Origin of the sequence: Cardinium endosymbiont of Culicoides punctatus (assembly GCF_004354815.1) — a bacterium.
Taxonomy (GTDB): Bacteria; Bacteroidota; Bacteroidia; order Cytophagales; family Amoebophilaceae; genus Cardinium.
This window is the reverse complement of sequence record NZ_QWJI01000001.1, coordinates 20,028-39,498: the sequence shown is the minus strand read 5'-3', so window position 1 is coordinate 39,498 and position 19,471 is coordinate 20,028. Positions and strand designations below refer to the sequence as shown.

The following is a 19,471-nucleotide window of genomic DNA, read 5'->3' as shown; positions in this document are numbered from 1 at the left end:
CGGTATAATATGCTTTTTTTGCTTACTATAGATAAGTAATTTTAGAAGTATAAAACTTTCATTCAGATATGACTGCTATGGTTATTGTTATTTACGCCACGTTTATCTTAATTTTATTATTGCTTGGTTTTTTTATTGGATGGATAATAGCAAAAATTCTGCATAAGGGATCGACTACACTGTTAACAAACAGCATTACTCATTTAGAAAAAGAGTTAGAAGAAACTAAAAAAGAAGCTAAATTATATCAAGACAAATACCTTGACTTAAACAAAGAACTAGCTATTTCTTTAGCAGAGCATAAACATTTGGAGGGAAAAATAGCTGAGCAGGGACATTCTTTGAATCATATTCAAACACAATTGTCTGTTCATTTTAAAAATTTAGCCAATGAACTTTTGGAGGAGAAAAGTCGTAAGCTTACGGACCATAGTCAGCTCCAAATAGAACGTCTCCTAATGCCGTTGGGGGAAAAAATCAGTGCTTTTGAAAAGCAAGTAGCACACGCTAACCAACAAAGTTTAGAAAGGAATGTAGCATTACGCACAGAACTACAACAATTACACAGCCTTAATGTAAAAATTACCCAAGAAGCTGAAAATTTAACTAAAGCACTTAAAGGAGATTCTAAATTGCAAGGTGGATGGGGTGAGTTTATTTTAGAAAAAATATTAGAAAGATCTGGCTTGGTAAAAAACAGGGAATATACAGTCCAACCATCCATTACAATAGCAGAAGGCCAAAGGCTTCAACCAGACATAATTGTAAATTTACCAAAAGATAAAAATATTATCATAGACTCAAAAGTATCTCTAATACACTATGAACAATTTTTTAATACAGAAAATGAACTTCAACGCAGCAGTTATCTCAAGCAATATGTTCAATCTATTAAGCGCCATATTAAAACCCTAAGTGAAAAAAACTATCAGTCCATTTATAATATTCAAGGATTAGACTTTATTTTAATGTTTGTACCGATTGAACCAGCATTTTCATTAGCCATGCAAGAAGATTTTACGCTTTTTAATGAGGCCTATGAGCGAAATGTTATTATAGTATCCCCTTCAAATCTTATTACAACCTTGCGTACTATTGCAAATTTATGGCGTCAAGAATATCAAAATCAAAATGCTATAGAAATTGCAGCACAAGGAGGAGCTCTATATGACAAATTTGTTGGATTTGTAGAAGATCTTAAAAATATAGGTCGTCAATTAGATCTAACGCAAAAGTGTTATTCAGAAGCAACTAAGAAGCTCTATGATGGAAAAGGGAACCTCGTATCTAGAGCACAAAAGATGAGAACATTGGGCGCCCGTACAAGTAAGATCTTAGATGCACAACTAATAGATAAGGCTTCTCAAGAATAAGCATGCATGACATGCATTCAGCTAATGAAAGCCATTTTTTGTTTTTAATTTTTCTCCTAACGCAGCTCTCCTATACCAATTTTTTTTAAATTTTTCATTATGACATTTCCCTCTTATAATGACTATATTTTCTGCATTTCTATTTTGGGCGCCATGTGTCCAGTTAAAAGAACCTGTAATCACACACGAATCATCAATAATCATAATTTTATTGTGCGCAAGTCCAATGGTTTTATCAACTATAACAGGAATGCCATGTTCTAATATAAAGTTTATTTGGCTGCCCTTTGTAGTTGGGGCATTCTTGTCTACTAATAATTGAACGTTTACTTTTTTTAGGTGTGCTTGTATCAGCGCGTCCACAATTTTTTTAGAAGTGATAACGTATGCTTGCACAAAAATCATTTTTTTTGCAGACAGAATATTATGTATAATTATATTCAAACAAGGGTCATCGGGTGTAAAATGGACTTCTACTTTTACATCTACATCTGAACTAAAATCAGATTGATGCAATGTACTACAAGATGAATAATTGACTATTACACTAACAATTCCGATGATAATACTGCCTATAAGTTGGAAATACACCTTAGAAGTATATGACCGCATTGTTGATTTAGATTTTCTTCCCATTAATATTATATTATATACATATAATAAGCATATATGCAATAAACAACCGCCCACATTCATTACACATTCTGTGCGGTTCTGAGGTGTTTATGCAGTACTCATAGCCATTAAATTGTTATCGCCTCAAAAACATTATGCAAATCTATAAATAGCTAACTGATGTTACTTAATCGTTTAATGTTTTAAACATTTTATATGCTTTACAAAACAGTTTTTTTTATCAAGTTTATCTCATTTCATAGAAGGACAATATTATGTGTACACAATCTGAGTTAAAATCACAAATTTAATGTAAGTTCTTTTAAGAAAGAACAGATCACAATAAGTGGAATTTAGAAAAAAAACAGTAAATTAGAAAAAATGTACTCCTAAAATTTTTAAAGTGTGGGAGTAAGGTAATGTATATAATTCTTTTGTATGCATTATTTTTTGATTTTAAAATAATGGTGAAGGTTTGCTGTATATTTTTCCTTATTGAAGGGAAATATATTGTCAAAGAGAATAGCTGTTCGGTGGTAATACAATTATTAACTTACGAAATCTGAGTAAAATGCCTTGTGGTAGAAAAAGAAAAAGACAAAAGGTAGCTACACATAAGCGTAAAAAACGCCTTAGGTTGAATAGACATAAAAAGAAAAATAGATAGCACTAAGTGAAAAAGATATTATTATCTGTTTTGCTTGATTATTTATAATGCCTAGATACGCTACTAATTGCTTTCTGTTTTTAGGTTTCTGTAAAAACATAAACAAAGAATGAACGCGTGGGTAACGAATTAGTGATTAATAGTATAAATGATGATTGCAGGATAGCATTGCTTAAAGATGGAAATCTATTTGAATACCACGTAGAAAAAGAAGATAATAGATTTACAGTAGGTGACATTTATCTGGGCATTATTAAAAAAATAGTCCCCAGTTTAAATGCTTGTTTTGTGGATGTAGGGTATCATAAAGATGCTTTTTTGCATTATTTGGACCTAGGACCACAGTTCAATTCTCTACAAAAAGCTATTAAAATTGTCAGAGAGCGACACGGGAATGTAGACAGTCTCGCAAATTTTTCGATTGAGCCCATTATAGATAAACTGGGTAAGGTTGGAGATGTCCTTATGAAAGGACAAGAGGTATTGGTTCAAATAGTAAAAGAGCCGATATCTAATAAAGGACCACGCATCTCTTCGGAATTAGCTTTCCCTGGTCGCTATATGATACTAATACCTTTTGTGGATACAATTAGTATTTCCAAAAAGATTACGAATCCTGAGGAACGCGATCGATTGCATCGCCTAATTGCTTCAATAAAAGAGAAAAACTTTGGCATAATTGTCCGTACAGTGGCGAAAGGTATCGATGTTGCTACGCTAGATAGGGATCTTAAAGACCTTGTTGATAAGTGGAAAAAAGGGATGAAACAGCTTGCAACTATCTTTCCTGGCGAAAAAGTTATAGGAGAAGTAAATAGAACCTATACTATTCTTCGGGACATGCTTAATGAGTCTTTCGATAGCATTATAGTGGATGATAAATCGCTTTATGCTGAAGTCAAACAGTACATACATACCATTGCACCTGAGAAAGAAAAGATTCTTAAACTGCACCAAAGTAGGTTTAAACTCTTTGAACAGTTAGGTATAGAAAAACAGTTGAAAACATTATTTGGTCAAACAGTTGGCATAGACGGGGGAGGGTATCTAATTATAGAACATACCGAAGCCATGCATGTCATTGACGTAAATAGTGGAAATAGAGCTTTAGATGAGGAAGGACAAGGAAAGACTGCCTTAAATGCAAACTTGGCTGCTGCTAAAGAGATTGCTAGACAGTTACGTTTACGTGATATGGGAGGCATTATTGTAATTGACTTCATAGATCTTAAAGATGTTGAAGATCGTAAGCTCCTTTATCAAAAGGTGAAGGAATTTATGAAAGAAGATCGTGCTAAAGCTTCTGTCTTACCATTGTCAAAATTTGGAGTAATGCAAATCACAAGACAAAGGGTAAGGCCAGAAATGAATGTAGTTACGAGAGAACTTTGTCCTTCTTGTAATGGAACTGGAAAGATAGATGCTTCTTTGTTGGTATCAGAAAGAATTGAATCAGATTTATCTCTTATCTTAATGAACCAAAATGAGAAAAATATAAAGCTCTTATTGCATCCTTATCTTTATGCCTATTTTACACAAAATTGGTTATCTAAACGCCTCAAATGGTTTCTGAAATATGGGAAATGGGTTACACTAGTGAAGGACTCTTCAATGGCCATAACGGATTACAAGTTTTTAGATAAAAATCAAGAGGAAATAGAACTTCGGTAATATTTTTTGGAATGCTAATCCTGTATGCAGGCTTGTCTGAATTAAAAAGGCAAGCCTGTTTTTTATTAACAGCCAATAAAATATATAAACACAAACAAGATATCCTCCTTCTGAGAAGAAAGGGGTTTCTTTCTTGCTTTTTTACCCCCTAAAAAAGAGATTTTTGTTAGTAGACGATTTACAGTAAGGAAGTTTTATGAACAGATATTAGCAATACTATATTCATAAAAAATATTTGAAGACCGATTATATTTCATTTAACGGATTCATTGCTAAAATATTTTCTTTAGTAGGCCACTTTTCACCATACCAAACAAAATCTTCTAACTTCATTTGTTCTTCTTTTATTTTCTCTGCTGGATAAAACACGCCATTAGGTTTTGGCTTAAATTCCATCCGTTCTAATTGATTTTCTTTTATAGTGATTTCCATGAGATTACACTTCATATGATTCATGCCTACCAGCTCATTATTTTCCGCAAGAATAAAATAGAGACTTTCACCATTACCCTCTACGGACATTTTTTCGATGGCTCCTTTCTGGAAATCTGCAGTCATCTTATGACCTTTTACTTGATTGTAGTTACCCACAGGATCAGCAGATGCCATAAATAAATTTTTATTTACAAACATTTTAACTTGTTCATCTTCTAATATAGCTAGATGTACATCTTCCCCTGTAATTTGATAATTCCCACACCAAACGACGGGTTTATTTTGTAAGCGAATGGTATTATCACTCGAATTATAAACAGCACCATCCGCAATGCCTTGTATAAGCTCTTGATAGAGCCTAACATTATTTAATGCATGAATTTCATGAATGGGATTATGCTTTTCTTTTATATTTTCTTTTTCTAAAACAATAAACGTATCTGCACGAAGATATATCAGCTCATCATTAATCGTACTTGTTAGTAAAGGCTGTCCAGTAATTTCTGTTTTCTTGTCTTTTGCAGAATAAGTAGCTTTTTCTCCAGTGATTACCATATTGTGTACTTTACTACGAAGTGACACATGTCCTGTAGCAACACAATCTTTTGCATCAAATAGCTCTAAACGATCTGCAAAAAGAGAAAGATCCTTAATATCTAGCGTCCCCTGGTTAAACAAAAGGTATTTTTTAGCTATTTGATAGATTCCTCCATGAGCTGTTGTCAACATACCTTGTTCTGCAGTAATTTTCGTAGGTCCTGAAAAAGAAGCAGTTTCTGTTGTGGTATGGTAACTCAGTTGATTGGAATATACTACGTACCTAGGATCTGAAAGGACAACCTCTCCTAAAAAAGTGGCTGTATGGGTTATTCCGTTATACATTCCATTTGTGCTGGTTAAAATCATTTCGTTTTGCAATAATTTAACACCATTCGAAAAGCTGCTTTGCTTTTTCTCCATATCATAGACCAATTGTTGTGTATAACAAGTAACATTTTCAGATTCAAACATCACATTATCCTGCAAAGTAGCCAGCTTTGTTTCTGAATAGTAAGTTAGTCGGTCTGCTTTTATAAGACGGCCCTGTTTATCTACCATTTGGACATTCCCTTGAGCTTCTATTAAGTCTTCATCATCATATTTATAAACCTTATCTGCGGATAATACAATGCCAGTTTGATGAAAAGTAAAACGCACATTGCCCTCTAATCGTTTACAAGGCTTATTATTTAACAAATCGGCTTCTAAAGATTGGGCTGTATAAGTAACAGATTTTTCATCAGCGGATACTGCAAAATGCAGACTTATTAAAAATAGTGAAAGAAAAATGAAGTAGATTGTTTTTTTGGACATCTTATTGTATACGTATTTTAAACACAAATAGATCACTGCTGGCTAAATATAAAAAAAAGCAAGATAATCACCTATAGCATCAATATAACCGCAAGAAAAATTCCTCTTGTACAGAAAGGGAACACCCATGAACCCCCACTTTTAATGATTTCAAAATATTAATTATAGGTAACAAATAATAGGAAAATAAACAAAATTTAATTACACTTATACATAGGGAATAATGACACATATGCACATGTCTAGTGCTTTAATCTGGTTGTTATAGTATTTAAATGCACAAAAAATATATTTATATGAAAAAAAATAAAACAAAAAGTCTATTGCTTAATATAGCTATCTTTCTATTTACCTTAACTATATCGGCTATGGATGGGTGCAATGGAACCAAACATACCTATGTCTTCACAAGACAGCAAAGTGGAAATACTCAACATAACAAAAAGACAGAAAAGACAGGTAATGGTTATCATAATAATGATGCAGAAACTGTGAAAAAGGAATCTGAAGAAAATCAAAAGCCTATAAGAAATTCTAATACACCACCTATAGGATCTACATCTGCAAGCCCCCTCCATCAAAAACAAGATTTCTCTACATTAATTTCAGCATATGAAAACCACGTTAATAGTACAAAAGAATGCTTAACAGAGTCCGAAAGAATGTTAAAAACAATTCCTGATGAGAATAAATTGAATGATTTTTTATCTACTTTAAACGCAGCGAAAACTACTCAAAACAGCTTGACCGATAAAGCTAAAGAAATTACAGATGAGGATGCTAATACGATTCAAACCTTATTAACAAATGCTCAGAATAATCTAAAATCTGCAGAAAAGAACTATACGCAAGCGAAACAAGCCGTAGAGGACAAAAAAAATATTGATAATAAAGAGTTTTTGAAAAACCAAGCACAACAAAAGCAAGAAACAGGTGATCTCTTAACAGAATCAAAAAGAATGTTAGATGAAGTGAAGAAAATTGAGAAAATGCCCAATGGAAGTGAGCAACTAAAACGAAAATTAGCCGAATGGGATGCAAACAACAATGGTATTTTGAATAACTTTTTATCTCGTTTAAATGCCGCGAAAGATACTCAAAAAAACCTGACTAATCATACTATTCAAGGTTATTTAGACCAAGCAGAAAAGAACTATAAGGAAGCGAAAGCATTAATTGATAATAAAAGAGCGGCTTCTCCAGGCAAGAAAAAAAATAGAACCCAGTAATAGCATTGAGATGTTATTGGTTAAAATTTGATCTAACACCACATAATTTTGCCAATTAAGCCTCTCCTTATCCAATGTTTTCTCGTTAACGTCAGTACGGATGTAATTTCGAACTGACGTTACACTTCAGCAATACCTGTATGGAATTTTTTTATACAAATCTTATTTTTGATACCTTTATATCAAGACAGAAATATAAATAGAAGGATAAATAATTATCATTTTCTTTATTATCAATGTAAAATATGTTAAATTTATCCAATTAGGATTATTTCTAATGGCGGAATATGGCATCAAAGATCACTTTAGGACTACGTTAGACATAATTTTACAATTAGGAAACAAACTTAATGTACATAACCCACTTGTATAATAGACTTCTTTCGAAGCTAATTTTTAGACGTGTATTTGAGGACTATAATGAAATGGAATTACAGAAAGAAGTCTAATGAGCAGGAAAATTAAGACATATTTTGCGTAAAAATTTATTCAAAGCCATGCATCAACTTAGTGAACAAGAAATTATTAGAACCCAGAAAAAAGCAGCAATAGAAGCAATGGGTATTCTTCCATATCCAGCTTCTGTTAATGCCATTAATGTAAAGGCTTCAACAATCCTTGCAAATTATAAGGAAGAAAATAAAGAAGATTATAGCCATGTAATATTGGCCGGTCGTATTATGAGCCGGAGAATTATGGGAGCAGCTTCGTTTGTAGAACTACAAGATGCAACAGGGCGTATTCAGCTTTATGTGCAACGGGATGCCATTGCTCCAGATGAAGATAAAAGCTATTACAATGTTTTTTTTAAAAAATTACTGGATATAGGTGATATCATTGAGGTACAAGGATTTGTTTTCACTACTCAAGTAGGTGCTATTGCAGTACATGTTACCCATCTTCGATTATTAACTAAGGCATTAACACCATTACCTATTGTTAAAGAAGCAGTTACGAAAGAAGGCATACAGACCTATGATGCTTTTACAGATTCAGAACAACGGTATCGTCAACGATACGTTGATTTAATTGTCAATCCAGATGTTCGTAAAGTATTTGAACAAAGAACAAAATTGATTGATACCATTAAGTATACTTTAAACCAACAGGGTTATTTAGAGGTAGAGACACCTATTCTGCAGCCAATCTATGGGGGGGCATCGGCACGACCATTTAAGACACATCACAATGCATTAGATATACCACTCTATTTGCGTATTTCTAATGAGCTTTACCTAAAGCGATTGATTATTGGTGGATATGATGGGGTGTATGAATTTGCTAAAGATTTTAGGAATGAGGGAATGTCGCGTTTTCATAATCCAGAATTTACACAAGTAGAGCTTTATGTAGCCTACAAGGATTACATCTGGATGATGGACTTTATGGAACAGTTGATTGAAACAGTAGCGCTGGCTTTGCATGGTACAACAACGATCCAAGTTGGTGCCCATACCATTAACTTTCAGAGACCATGGAAACGTTTTACCATGTTTGAAGCCATTCAACATTTTACAGGCCATGATGTAAGCAATATGGATGAACAAGCATTACGAACGATAGCACACCAGCTTCACATCTCTTTAGAGGACAACATCGCAAAAGGGAAAATTATAGATGAAATTTTTGGGGAAAAGTGTGAACCATATCTTATTCAACCTACTTTTATAACAGACTATCCGGTTGAAATGTCTCCTTTAGCCAAACGACATAGGGATAATCCAAGTTTAACAGAGCGGTTTGAGGTTATATGCAATGGGAAAGAAATATGCAATGCTTTTTCTGAACTAAATGATCCAATAGATCAGCAACAAAGGCTGGAAGAGCAACGTTCTTTGGGAGAACGAGGGGACGAAGAAGCTATGGTAGTAGATCATGACTTTTTGAAGGCTTTGCGTTATGGCATGCCACCGACGGTAGGGGTTGGCATAGGGATAGATCGTTTAACTATGATTATGACCAATGTACATTCTATTCAAGATGTTATTTTCTTTCCACAAATGAGGCCTGAGCATCAATAGTTATAAGTTTGTAATTTTTCCGATAGCACATGGGATATAGATTATTGCAAAAAGATTCTTTTTACAGGAGATTGGACTTTGGATTTGGGGAAATGTAGCTATCCAGGAACCTTGTGTTGGAGTTGAAAAAAACGATTAGTGCAAATGTGCTACTAAAGCTTTACTGTATAATTTTATAGCTGACTTATAATTCAGCTATAAAAATACTTTTTTTATACAGAACATAGGGCACTTGGGTAGTTTCTATAACTATAGTGTGTTCTTTATTATGTTGTTATGTGGAAATATCACAGAATAACTCAGAGAGGGTTACCGTTTATATAATCAAAATATGCGGAAAACCATTACCGTCAGAGATTATTCGAGATTCACTCCGATCAGCATGCCATACATTAGAATTAGCAGTTGTATCTGTATTATTAACATATATGTACACATCTGAATTATTAACCATTGATATACCCTTACTTTTAGTATTACTACGGAAAAAACTGAAACAGCTCAAGCGACTCAAAATAGATACTGCTGATTCTGAAGAAACTTCTTCATTTTTCCCTTCCGATTCCGAATCTATTGAACTGACTCCTTCACTTACTATTAAACAGGTATTATTATTATCTCCTTTCTTCATGCCCTGCATATCTGCCAAACTCCCTGTACAGCTAGTACCATGTACTAAAATTATTGGTGGTGGTACAAATATATGATGGAATAAGTATTTGATCTTGAGTGTATTTTATATCGTTTAATAAGAAGTGGTTAATTTTTTTTAAGCAAACACATTACAGAAAGCTATTCTGAATGCCTCACTAACATAGATATAGTAAATAATGGCTTTAACAAAGACAAAAAATAGAATTATTTATGCAAAAAAATCAATACAATATTCATTATCAAAACAAAAATATAAAATCTAGTTTGAGTAATTTAGTATCATATATTTGTACCACCACCAAATTATTATGGAACATAAAAGACGCTTAACATGCTTCAAAGAAGTATAAAATTTGAATTTAATCATAATGAATTATATTTAAGTCTGCTATACACACAAACCTATTCGATTTCAAGAATAAAAACATACATAATACTAAAAATTCTACCTAGTAACTAGGTTCACCTTATGAAGGTAATATATAAAATTTCATAAAAAAATACAATTTTGTGTATGTATTACACATTTTCTTAAAAAATGTGTATATAATTATAGATGTCAATACTTGCGCACTTTTCGTTGAAATTATAGCATTATTACAATTCTACTATAGACTGTATATATGCATATATTTTTGTGATATCATCTGGAGCAAACCATGCAATACTTTTATCTTTTTGGAACCATGTTATCTGCTTTTTAGCATATTTTTTTGTATTAATTTTTATTTGATTTATAGATTCATCTAATCTAGACACTCCATCTATGTAGTCAAATAACTCCTTATAGCCCAGCGTTTGCAAGGCATTTAGTTCTTTATAGGGATGGAGCTTTTCTACCTCTTGCAATAGACCTTGCTGCATCATTATATCCACACGCAGTTCAATTCTTTCATATAGTAGATGTTTTTCTTGAGTGATGCCTATTGGAATAACGTTAAATGTCTTTATTACACTTGGCAGCTGTTTACGTAATGTTGAGTAGGGAACCCCTGTACTCAAACATATTTCTAAAGCCCTAATGATTCTTTTAGGATTTTTTAGATCTACTATATGATAGTAATCTGGATCTTTTTGTGCGAGCATTTCAGTAAGATAATGAAGCCCACGTTCCTTAAAATTAAGGTTTAACATGGCACGCAAATTGGGTGCTACAGGAGGGAAATCTGCTAGTCCTTCACATAACGCTTTTATATAAAGACCTGATCCTCCAATAAGTATGGCTATATCGTGATCTATAAAAAGGCTGGTTAACTTTTGTCGTGCTTCTTTAGCAAACTTGCCTGCAGTATATAATTCTTGAACGGGTAAAAAAGATAAAAAATGGTGAGGAATACCACGCATTTCTTCTTTAGTAGGTTGTGCAGTTCCAATAGCCATGTCATAGTAAAACTGTCTCGAGTCAGCAGATAGTATTTCACATTGTAAATATTCAGCTAATTGGATAGACAGTGCTGTTTTACCTACAGCTGTTGGCCCCACTATAACAACCAAATGCTTGGGAATTAACTCCATTTTTGCACCAAATTATTACTATAGAAACAGTTTTTTTCATTTGACACAATCAATTTAATAGATCTGTTCATAAAACCTACCATTCCTGTAGAGCATCACAATGCCTAAAATCTATTATCCCTTTATCGTAAAATATTATATTTGGTTACCTGATGGTAGTTATTTCTATTCAAATTAAGAAGTTACTGCATCCTTATTCTTCGGATTTTTTTTAGCTTCTTTTATAGCTTTTTTCTGATTTTTTATCCATGCTTTTAAGAACGCCTTTGCTCTGTCTCCACAAATATAATACGTTTCGGTTCTCCACTCTCTTTTCGCAAGGACTTCAAATGTCAAGGGCGTATGCCCCTTTTTATTTTTTATCAAGAGGGCACCATTGGCCAGTAAAATGGTAAGTAAAGGAATATTGTCGTAATGTCCCGCATAGTGTAAAGCTGTTGACCCATATGAATCTTTTGCATTAACATTTACACCAGCTTGTATAAGCTGTGTGACAATATCTAAATCAACACAGTAGATCGCAGCTATATGAAACAATCCACTGCCATGACTTAAAAATGGCCGTTCATCCGGTAATAATGTAAATGTATGTGGTTTGATCAATGGAGAAACCACAAGATTTGTGTTTGCATGATATTCTAATAACAATTTACATAGTCGAGGTTTGTTTTTCATAACAGCCCTTGCTAACACAGAATAACGACTGTCAAAGTGGTCAACATTGGCACCTTTTTCAAGCAATACTCTTGCCATCAATATATCCAGTGCATTTTCTTCTCCTTCATTCATAATAACCTGATATAAAGGTGTGTCTAAATTGTTATTGGTACTATGCACACTGGCTCCCTTTTCCAATAATTTGATTACGTTAAACAACGACCTGTATTCGACGGCATAATGCAATGGCGTATTCCCATATTCATCTTGTGTTTGTACATCTATCTGATCTAGATAAGGAGTAATATCTTTATTTTGAGCTGCATTCAAGGTATGGGCTGTGAAAACCGATAGATCCTCTTCTGCTATAAAAGGTTTATACTTATCATAAAACTTTTTCAATGCTTCACCGTCATTATGCTTTAAATTGATATAATCATACATGCTCATGGCATGCAAAATAGTAATAGCGGGTTCTTTTGGTACAACAAGGGCTCCTTTTTGCAACAAAAAGTCCATAATATCATGGCATCTGTGTGAAGCAGCGTAAACTACAGGATAGAGTCCAACAATCCCTTTATTATTGATATCCACCTTATATTTATTAACCAATATCTCAGTGAGCGTAAGATTTCTTTTTTTAATGGCCAGGTGCAATGGTGTTACCCCTGATGAACCTGAACACAATTCTGGATCAGCCCCTTGTTCTACCAGTAATAAGGCTATCTCTTGCAAGTTTTTTTTGATAGCTACTGCAAGAGGAGTATCTCCGTCTACATCTTTTTGATTCGCGTCTGCCTTGTGCCGAAGTAAAACTTCTACGCAATCTTTTTGTTCCGTCAATACGGCAAGGTGCAAAGGAAGCCTTTTTTTGCGGTCTTTTGCATTAGGATCAGCCCCTTGTTCTAGCAATGCCTGTATCAATGCTACATTTTGTGTATCGTCAATAGCAGCTGTCAGTGGTGTATATCGCTCCTTATTGGTATCTTTAAAATATTTTAAGGGAATCTTTTTGTCCTGCAATAACGACATATCCTGCTCTAAAATTGCTTTCCACAATTGTTTTTTAGTTACAGTAGCCTCTTTAGGTGATTTAGCATGCCCTACAGAGGTGCCTATACAAAATATAAAAACACATAAATGCTTGAAATAATGTTTCATATAGTTAAATAATTTACTAAGTATAATTTTATACAGACTTTATAATATGCCTAATACCCAGATTAAGAACGATTGCTCTAGACCAGGTATAAGTAGCGTGTTTTTTATTCAAAGCGATGAGGTCAATGGTAACATTAGGGGTTATGCCAAGTCTCTCACCTCCTATAAAGCACCCCAATCCTAATTCTGGGGCAACTGCATTTTCGAATAATGCCCATTTTAACCCAAATAGCATAAATAACTGAAAATTAGCTTTGTCTATAATAATACCCATTATGTCCCCACCTGCAAACAACAAAGAGTCTGTTTCTTTCTCATTTTTTGCATTTAGATAAGAAGGGAGTGTACGCACACCACAAAAAAGCTCCCCTGAAAAACGCCAAAGCTTCATACCATATAGGCCACGTATTTCAGACGCTACAGCAGATTCTTTTTGTATTGTTATATTATTATTTTTATCTGTTAATGAAACAAATGGATAACCCAAGCACGCTCCCCAATAGGTGTAACACTCAGTGGCTTCTTGGTCCATTTCTTGTTGCTTTAGGCCATATTTAAGAAATGAGTCTTTAATGGCTTCGTTATCTCTTTCACTAAAAGATTGATGCTGGTTCACTAGGACAACATCACGAGGGATAGCATGGAGGATATGGGTAGTTAGTAAACAGATGGTTAATAGTAATAAACGACGCATATTTAAACAATAAAAATTACAGATAAATTCCACAAAACAAAGTCCGCATATTTTCCTAATTGATCCATATATTTGTATGATCTACAAATTAAATCTATATGATATGACTATTAAAATTTTTCTACTGGCAGCAACAATTAATATATGACATACATGCCGCAGCCCTCGTCACACATAAACATAGAGAATACACGAAACATAGAACGTTAAATTAGTAGATCAGGCATAAAATGCATTTTATACACTCATTTTATACTAAAATACGCTTTTCTACAATAGCTAGCAACTAATTTGTTTATTATGATTCATGCACAATAAATCCGTTGTTGCATTTCTTGGTAAAGAAAATTAACTTAGAACTAGACGCTATGTCGTTATGCCTACATCCAAGAAAGAAATACCTAATTTTACCTTGTTATGGAGAAGCATTTTTTAAATTATAATTACTAAAAATAAAAATACAATGATAATTGTTTGGGGTTGGGAAACAAAGCATATAGGAAGTAAGTATATACCTGTAATGTGTAATAATTGTCCAGATCAACATTTGATTCTCTCAGCAACATTATAAAAACGTTTATTTCTTTACTACAGAAGTATCTGTTTTATACAAACAAACATCTTTTCAAACGGGAACATTTTTGACTATACTTTTCAATCGGAGTATATCTTGATCTTTCAGAAAGATCCATTGACCACGTGCTATGTTTTTCTTCGTGAGGTGTGCATATCCTACCCTATCTAATTTATTTACACCATAGCCGAGATGTTCAAAAATTCTTCGGATGATTCGGTTTTTACCCATGTGAATGGAAATACCTATCTGACATGGATCCTGATCAACTATGGCAAGATTGTCCACTTGAGCAATTCCATCTTCTAACAAGAGGCCATCTTGAATATTTTTAAAATGTTCCGTACTAATAGCTTTATTTAATACTACATGATAGAGCTTTGTAATACCACTAGTAGGATGTGATAATCTCTGAGCCAACAAGCCATCATTGGTTAATAGCAATAAGCCTGTTGTATTATAGTCGAGCCGTCCAACAGGATAAACACGTTCATGACAATATTTTTTACCAATCAAATCTAAGACCGTTTTTCGACCTTCTGGATCTTTGAAGGTCGTAACGTATCCTTTTGGCTTATTTAATAGTACATAACGAAACCGCTCAGCAGATAAACGAACCCCTTTATATAGAACAATTGCATTAACAGGAATTTTACTTCCTGTTGTAGACATTACTTTGCCATTAACGGTAATATGGCCTGCTACAATTAATTTATCAGCTTCTCTTCTAGAGCAAACACCAGCATTACTTATAAATTTATTTAATCGTATAAGCGATATAGAAGCATTCTTCACAAAGTGCTTTTGCATAATATATGGTTCAGCATGCAGCCCATATCATGATTTTTTTATCTTTGATTTAGCATCGACTGCATACATAGTATGTGGAACCACTTTTAAACGTTCTCTATCTATTATTTGACCAGTCAATACACAAACTCCGTAAGACCCATCCTTAATACGTTGAAGCGCAAGTTCGATTTGTTTTATGAATTTTTGTTGTCTTTCAGCCAATTGACCTATGTTTTCTGTTTCTATAACTTCTGCATTTTCCTCAAATAGTTTACCAGGAGGTTCAAGACCAGCTTCCTGACGGCTCAAAATTTTCTCTAAAACTTGTAACTCGTGATTAGCTTTTTCTAATTTCTCTAAAAGAATTTTTTGGAAAAATTTTAAATCCTCAGGTGAGTATGCTTCCTGTGTCATAATTATTTTTAACTTAAAGTTTAGGTAATGGATAGATTGAAACTGCCTGTAAACTATTAAGCCACATTCCATTCATTATCAAAACATGTTGAAAAATTTTAAAAAGTTTTACAATACCATTAATCTTTATATTGACTGCTTATTTGTATCGCTGCTAATCACCATTGTATAACTATAAATAACCATTTTTTACAGTTGCTAACTGTACTAAACCTTAAGTTAATATTTAGAAAGATCTTTGTCAATTTATTGACCTCAAAAAATCAATAATGTCGTAATCTAACTAAAAAAAAGATGACTAATCTGTAGCCTCCTCTGAGGCAATAATCATTCTACCACAGTGTTCGCAGGATACAATCTTATTACGTTCATATATTACTAATTTCTGTTGAGGAGGAATTACTATACAACAACCACCACAAGCTCCTTTTTTAATAGATACTACAGCTAAACTATTCGGAACGTTTGTTCTAATTCTTTCATAAGTATTGTAGAGCATCTCTCCAAGGGTATTTTTTATATTCTCTCTTTTTCGATTCAGCTTATCTTCCTCTGTCTTACTTGCTTTTAGAATTGTTTCTAGCTCTTGGTTCTTTAAAGTTAGCTCATTTTCTTTTATTTTTAAAAGCTTATTTAGCTCCTCTAAATCAATATTCCCTTTTTCTATTTTCTCATAAGCAGTACGTAAGAATTTTTCTGCAAGCTGCATATCCAATTTAGACAATTCAAGCTCTTTAGTTATCGCATCATACTCTCTGTTGTTACGCACCTCCATTTGTTGTGCTTCGTATCGCTGAACCTTTTTTTCTGTTGTCTTGAGAAACTCTTTTTTATTTACAATATCTTGTTGTAATGTAGCCAATAAATCCTCATTTTCTACTATTTTCTCACTCATCTTCTTTATATACCGTTGCAATGCACTCACCTCATCTGGCAACGTTCCTCTGAGCTTAATAATATCATTAAGATGTATATCAACTTCTTGTATATCAGAAAGTTTTGTTAATTTAATCGCAATGTTTTTATCCATAGGTTAATCGTTAATATAATGAATAGGATTGGTAATAGTCTTACAGCGTAGTATTACAATATTATTAAATTCTTTTGATAATAGTGCAAGAATCAGTTTTTTTATACCTAAACGGACAGCATAATAACCAATATCTATCATTAATAGCCTTCCACTAGCTTCTAAAAACTGTTCATAACGCAAACCCGTTGTAATAAAAACGTCAACTTGTTTATCTAATGCATTGTTTAACAATTGACTGCCATTGCCAGCATAAATGGCTATTACTTTGATAGGCTTTTCTGAAATATTTGTATGATGCGTATTAGCAAATTGAAAATTCACTAAATTTAACTTTGTCCTAACATATTTTAAAAAATATTTTGCTGGTAGTTCTACAGGCAAAGTCCCTATTACACCACTTCCTCTATTTTCTACTATTGTTTCTATAGGCTCTAGATAATAGGAAACCTTCCTATAGGGATGTGCACGTAATAATGCTTGAATAACTTTTTCTTTATAAACAACAGGAAATGTAAAGGTAAGTTGTATTTCTTCTACTTTTTCTAAACTAAGCCTAGTGTTCCAATTGGTAAATAACTCTGATTCTGATCCACCTTTTACAAGCGCATCGCTTAAGTGATCCATAACATTTTCGTTATTCAATAAAGCGCCCTCTCCACTCAAAGTAGCTATTAGATCTTTTTTAGCCTGAAATGGGACAAAAGTGGTAAGTTTGTACAATATTTGTTTTTCGCAAATTATAGGCCAGGTATCTTGAAGCTCAAGAAACTTTGCGATTCTATGACTAGCCCCAGAACCTAAATAGTCTAAATTGGTACCAAAAATGTAAATAGCCAAATCGTGACGTATCGCTTTTATAACGCATTTTCCAGCATAAGTCTCAGGGGTTATTTTATGTAAAGGATCAATTAAAAGTGGCTGATTAGCAATAATAAAATTGCAATTTTTCTCAATAGCCTCATCGAGTAATTCTTCTGTTATATCTAGGCAAATTAAGATCCCGGTTACTATATTTTGCATGTTACCAACTACAAGACCAGATTGATATAAATCATGATGTGAACACAACCGTATTGTTTGCTCCAAATAATGTACAACCTCGGATATAGGAATTAAATTACTATATGCCATATCTTCTATTTCCATAATGCTTTTACCAATTAGTTCCATCTCTTCATGCAAAATCGTATGGTAAAATACCCATTCACCTGCAAAGTTGGAAAAAAACTTTTCATACCATTAAATAGATATCCCAATCTGAAAAAGTACATTTATTCAACTATATTGTTTTTTTTCTACTTGAACTATCTACCCAAATTACCCCTTTAAGCATCCAAATGAATGAATATTTACGAAAATTAACAATTTTTTTGATATTTGTAAATTTGTAAGATTAAATTATTTTTTTATATTTCGGGAAATTTAATGCCTACATTATTGTTACGAACGCTCAGTTGGTGTTATGGGATAGTGGTCGCTATGCGTAATTTTTTATACCAAAGGAAAATAAAAAAGCGCACATATTATGCAAAGCCCAACGTTATTGGCATTGGAAATTTATCATTAGGCGGTACTGGAAAAACACCATTAGTAATATTTTTACTAAATTTTTTTTCTAAACATAAAGTAGTAGCTGTACTTAGCAGGGGATATAAACGTTCATCAAAAGGATTTAAACTCATAAATGAGGTAGACACCCCTCTAACAGCAGGTGATGAGCCCTATCTGGTGTATCAAAGATTCAAATATAATAGCAATATAGTTGTTGCCGTTTGCGAAGACAGAGTCAAGGGCATGGAAAAAATTATAATGCATAGGCCAGATGTAACATTGGTACTTTTAGATGATGCTTTCCAACATCTTAGCATAAACCCTACAATAAGTATGCTGTTAACGACTTTTGATCAACCTTTTTTTACTGACCACTTATTACCATTAGGTAATTTACGTGAGCCGAAAACAGGGGTAACACGTGCTGACATAATATTGGTAACGAAAAGCCCTAAAAATCTCTCCAAATCACAAATACGCACAATACGATCAGAAATAAATCAATATTATCATGCTTTAGATAAGCCACCTATATTTTTTACACATATTGTTTATAATAAACCTGTTCTAATGTGGGGAAATATAAAAAACCAACTTCCTCGTTCTATATTATTGGTTACTGGCATAGCAAATCCTATTCCACTAAGAACATACTTGGAAAGCAATGGTTATTCGGTAACACAACTTGTATTTCCAGATCATCATTGGTTTAATGATATGGATGTTTTAAAAATTTCCAATACTTTCTCAAGCATATCAGATAAAGAAAAGGCAATAGTTACAACTGAAAAAGACAGTGTAAGGTTCGTACACAACCATACAAAATACCTGTTAAAAACCATACCCACGTTTTATATCCCTATTGAGATAGGGTTTATGCAAACAGACAAAATAGTTTTTGAGCAAACCGTTATAGATCATTTAAATTTTTAATTTATTTATTAGTATACAGCATAATAAAAACTTATCCATCTGTTTAAGCCATCACTTTTTAGAAACTTTTTGCATTACCACCTGATTTTTTGGTACATTTACATCAAATGTAGATATAAAATGATATAT

Annotated in this window: 15 protein-coding genes; 6 read left to right on the top strand and 9 right to left on the bottom strand. The window is 33.1% G+C overall.

What is annotated here, in order from left to right:
• Positions 1-68 precede the first annotated feature (68 nt).
• Positions 69-1,373 carry a DNA recombination protein RmuC gene (locus CCPUN_RS00145; protein ID WP_240034329.1) on the top strand — a complete coding sequence of 435 codons (1,305 nt, stop codon included), beginning with the start codon at positions 69-71 and terminating at the stop codon, positions 1,371-1,373.
• A 21-nt stretch (positions 1,374-1,394) separates the two neighbouring features.
• On the opposite strand, the gene CCPUN_RS00140 is transcribed toward CCPUN_RS00145, so the two are convergent.
• A complete protein-coding gene (locus CCPUN_RS00140; protein WP_165941862.1) occupies positions 1,395-1,985 on the bottom strand; it encodes a phospholipase D family nuclease in 591 nt (196 codons plus the stop codon).
• 787 nt (positions 1,986-2,772) lie between these two features.
• On the opposite strand from CCPUN_RS00140, the gene CCPUN_RS00135 reads away from it, so the two are divergent.
• Entirely contained in the window at positions 2,773-4,326 is a 1,554-nt protein-coding gene (locus tag CCPUN_RS00135) for an Rne/Rng family ribonuclease (RefSeq protein WP_133281566.1), read from the top strand.
• 246 nt (positions 4,327-4,572) lie between these two features.
• On the opposite strand, the gene CCPUN_RS00130 is transcribed toward CCPUN_RS00135, so the two are convergent.
• Complete coding sequence (locus CCPUN_RS00130; RefSeq protein ID WP_133281565.1) at positions 4,573-6,114, bottom strand: OstA-like protein; 1,542 nt, start codon at positions 6,112-6,114, stop codon at positions 4,573-4,575.
• 296 nt (positions 6,115-6,410) lie between these two features.
• Here CCPUN_RS00130 and CCPUN_RS00125 point away from each other — a divergent pair, with 296 nt between their 5' ends.
• The 3 genes from CCPUN_RS00125 (at position 6,411) to CCPUN_RS00115 (ending at position 10,071) form a co-directional block, all read left to right on the top strand.
• Complete coding sequence (locus CCPUN_RS00125) at positions 6,411-7,343, top strand: hypothetical protein (RefSeq protein ID WP_133281564.1); 933 nt, start codon at positions 6,411-6,413, stop codon at positions 7,341-7,343.
• Positions 7,344-7,840: 497 nt separating this feature from the next.
• On the top strand, positions 7,841-9,364 hold the full coding sequence (gene lysS, locus CCPUN_RS00120; RefSeq protein WP_133281563.1) for a lysine--tRNA ligase: 1,524 nt from the start codon (positions 7,841-7,843) through the stop codon (positions 9,362-9,364).
• A gap of 278 nt (positions 9,365-9,642) precedes the next feature.
• Positions 9,643-10,071 (top strand): hypothetical protein, encoded by a 429-nt coding sequence (locus CCPUN_RS00115; RefSeq protein WP_133281562.1) that lies wholly within the window; start codon positions 9,643-9,645, stop codon positions 10,069-10,071.
• Between the two features lie 544 nt (positions 10,072-10,615).
• Here CCPUN_RS00115 and miaA read toward each other — a convergent pair.
• The 7 genes from miaA to CCPUN_RS00080 form a co-directional block, all read right to left on the bottom strand.
• A complete protein-coding gene (miaA, locus tag CCPUN_RS00110; protein ID WP_133281561.1) occupies positions 10,616-11,533 on the bottom strand; it encodes a tRNA (adenosine(37)-N6)-dimethylallyltransferase MiaA in 918 nt (305 codons plus the stop codon).
• Between the two features lie 174 nt (positions 11,534-11,707).
• Positions 11,708-13,351, bottom strand: a complete 1,644-nt coding sequence (locus CCPUN_RS00105) for an ankyrin repeat domain-containing protein (protein WP_133281560.1) — start codon at positions 13,349-13,351, stop codon at positions 11,708-11,710.
• Positions 13,352-13,379: 28 nt separating this feature from the next.
• Positions 13,380-14,045: a hypothetical protein gene (locus tag CCPUN_RS00100; RefSeq protein ID WP_133281559.1), complete on the bottom strand. Its 666-nt coding sequence runs from the start codon at positions 14,043-14,045 to the stop codon at positions 13,380-13,382.
• Positions 14,046-14,670: 625 nt separating this feature from the next.
• Entirely contained in the window at positions 14,671-15,429 is a 759-nt protein-coding gene (locus CCPUN_RS00095) for a pseudouridine synthase (RefSeq protein WP_240034328.1), read from the bottom strand.
• A gap of 27 nt (positions 15,430-15,456) precedes the next feature.
• Positions 15,457-15,825 (bottom strand): TraR/DksA family transcriptional regulator, encoded by a 369-nt coding sequence (locus CCPUN_RS00090; protein ID WP_133281558.1) that lies wholly within the window; start codon positions 15,823-15,825, stop codon positions 15,457-15,459.
• A 298-nt stretch (positions 15,826-16,123) separates the two neighbouring features.
• Positions 16,124-16,855: a zinc ribbon domain-containing protein gene (locus CCPUN_RS00085; RefSeq protein WP_133281557.1), complete on the bottom strand. Its 732-nt coding sequence runs from the start codon at positions 16,853-16,855 to the stop codon at positions 16,124-16,126.
• Between the two features lie 3 nt (positions 16,856-16,858).
• Positions 16,859-18,028, bottom strand: coding sequence for a Nif3-like dinuclear metal center hexameric protein (locus CCPUN_RS00080; protein WP_204594622.1), 1,170 nt, complete (start codon positions 18,026-18,028; stop codon positions 16,859-16,861).
• A gap of 255 nt (positions 18,029-18,283) precedes the next feature.
• Between CCPUN_RS00080 and lpxK the strand changes: the two genes are divergently transcribed.
• Entirely contained in the window at positions 18,284-19,342 is a 1,059-nt protein-coding gene (gene lpxK, locus CCPUN_RS00075; RefSeq protein ID WP_133281555.1) for a tetraacyldisaccharide 4'-kinase, read from the top strand.
• Positions 19,343-19,471 lie beyond the last annotated feature (129 nt).

Bases quoted from the DNA above. Each gene is read 5' to 3' on its own strand.
- CCPUN_RS00145 (WP_240034329.1), top strand. From the start codon at position 69: ATGACTGCTATGGTTATTGTTATTTACGCCACGTTTATCTTAATTTTA.
- CCPUN_RS00140 (WP_165941862.1), bottom strand. From the start codon at position 1,985: ATGCGGTCATATACTTCTAAGGTGTATTTCCAACTTATAGGCAGTATT.
- CCPUN_RS00130 (WP_133281565.1), bottom strand. From the start codon at position 6,114: ATGTCCAAAAAAACAATCTACTTCATTTTTCTTTCACTATTTTTAATA.
- CCPUN_RS00125 (WP_133281564.1), top strand. From the start codon at position 6,411: ATGAAAAAAAATAAAACAAAAAGTCTATTGCTTAATATAGCTATCTTT.
- lysS (WP_133281563.1), top strand. From the start codon at position 7,841: ATGCATCAACTTAGTGAACAAGAAATTATTAGAACCCAGAAAAAAGCA.
- miaA (WP_133281561.1), bottom strand. From the start codon at position 11,533: ATGGAGTTAATTCCCAAGCATTTGGTTGTTATAGTGGGGCCAACAGCT.
- CCPUN_RS00105 (WP_133281560.1), bottom strand. From the start codon at position 13,351: ATGAAACATTATTTCAAGCATTTATGTGTTTTTATATTTTGTATAGGC.
- CCPUN_RS00100 (WP_133281559.1), bottom strand. From the start codon at position 14,045: ATGCGTCGTTTATTACTATTAACCATCTGTTTACTAACTACCCATATC.
- CCPUN_RS00095 (WP_240034328.1), bottom strand. From the start codon at position 15,429: ATGCAAAAGCACTTTGTGAAGAATGCTTCTATATCGCTTATACGATTA.
- CCPUN_RS00090 (WP_133281558.1), bottom strand. From the start codon at position 15,825: ATGACACAGGAAGCATACTCACCTGAGGATTTAAAATTTTTCCAAAAA.
- CCPUN_RS00085 (WP_133281557.1), bottom strand. From the start codon at position 16,855: ATGGATAAAAACATTGCGATTAAATTAACAAAACTTTCTGATATACAA.
- CCPUN_RS00080 (WP_204594622.1), bottom strand. From the start codon at position 18,028: ATGGAACTAATTGGTAAAAGCATTATGGAAATAGAAGATATGGCATAT.
- lpxK (WP_133281555.1), top strand. From the start codon at position 18,284: ATGCCTACATTATTGTTACGAACGCTCAGTTGGTGTTATGGGATAGTG.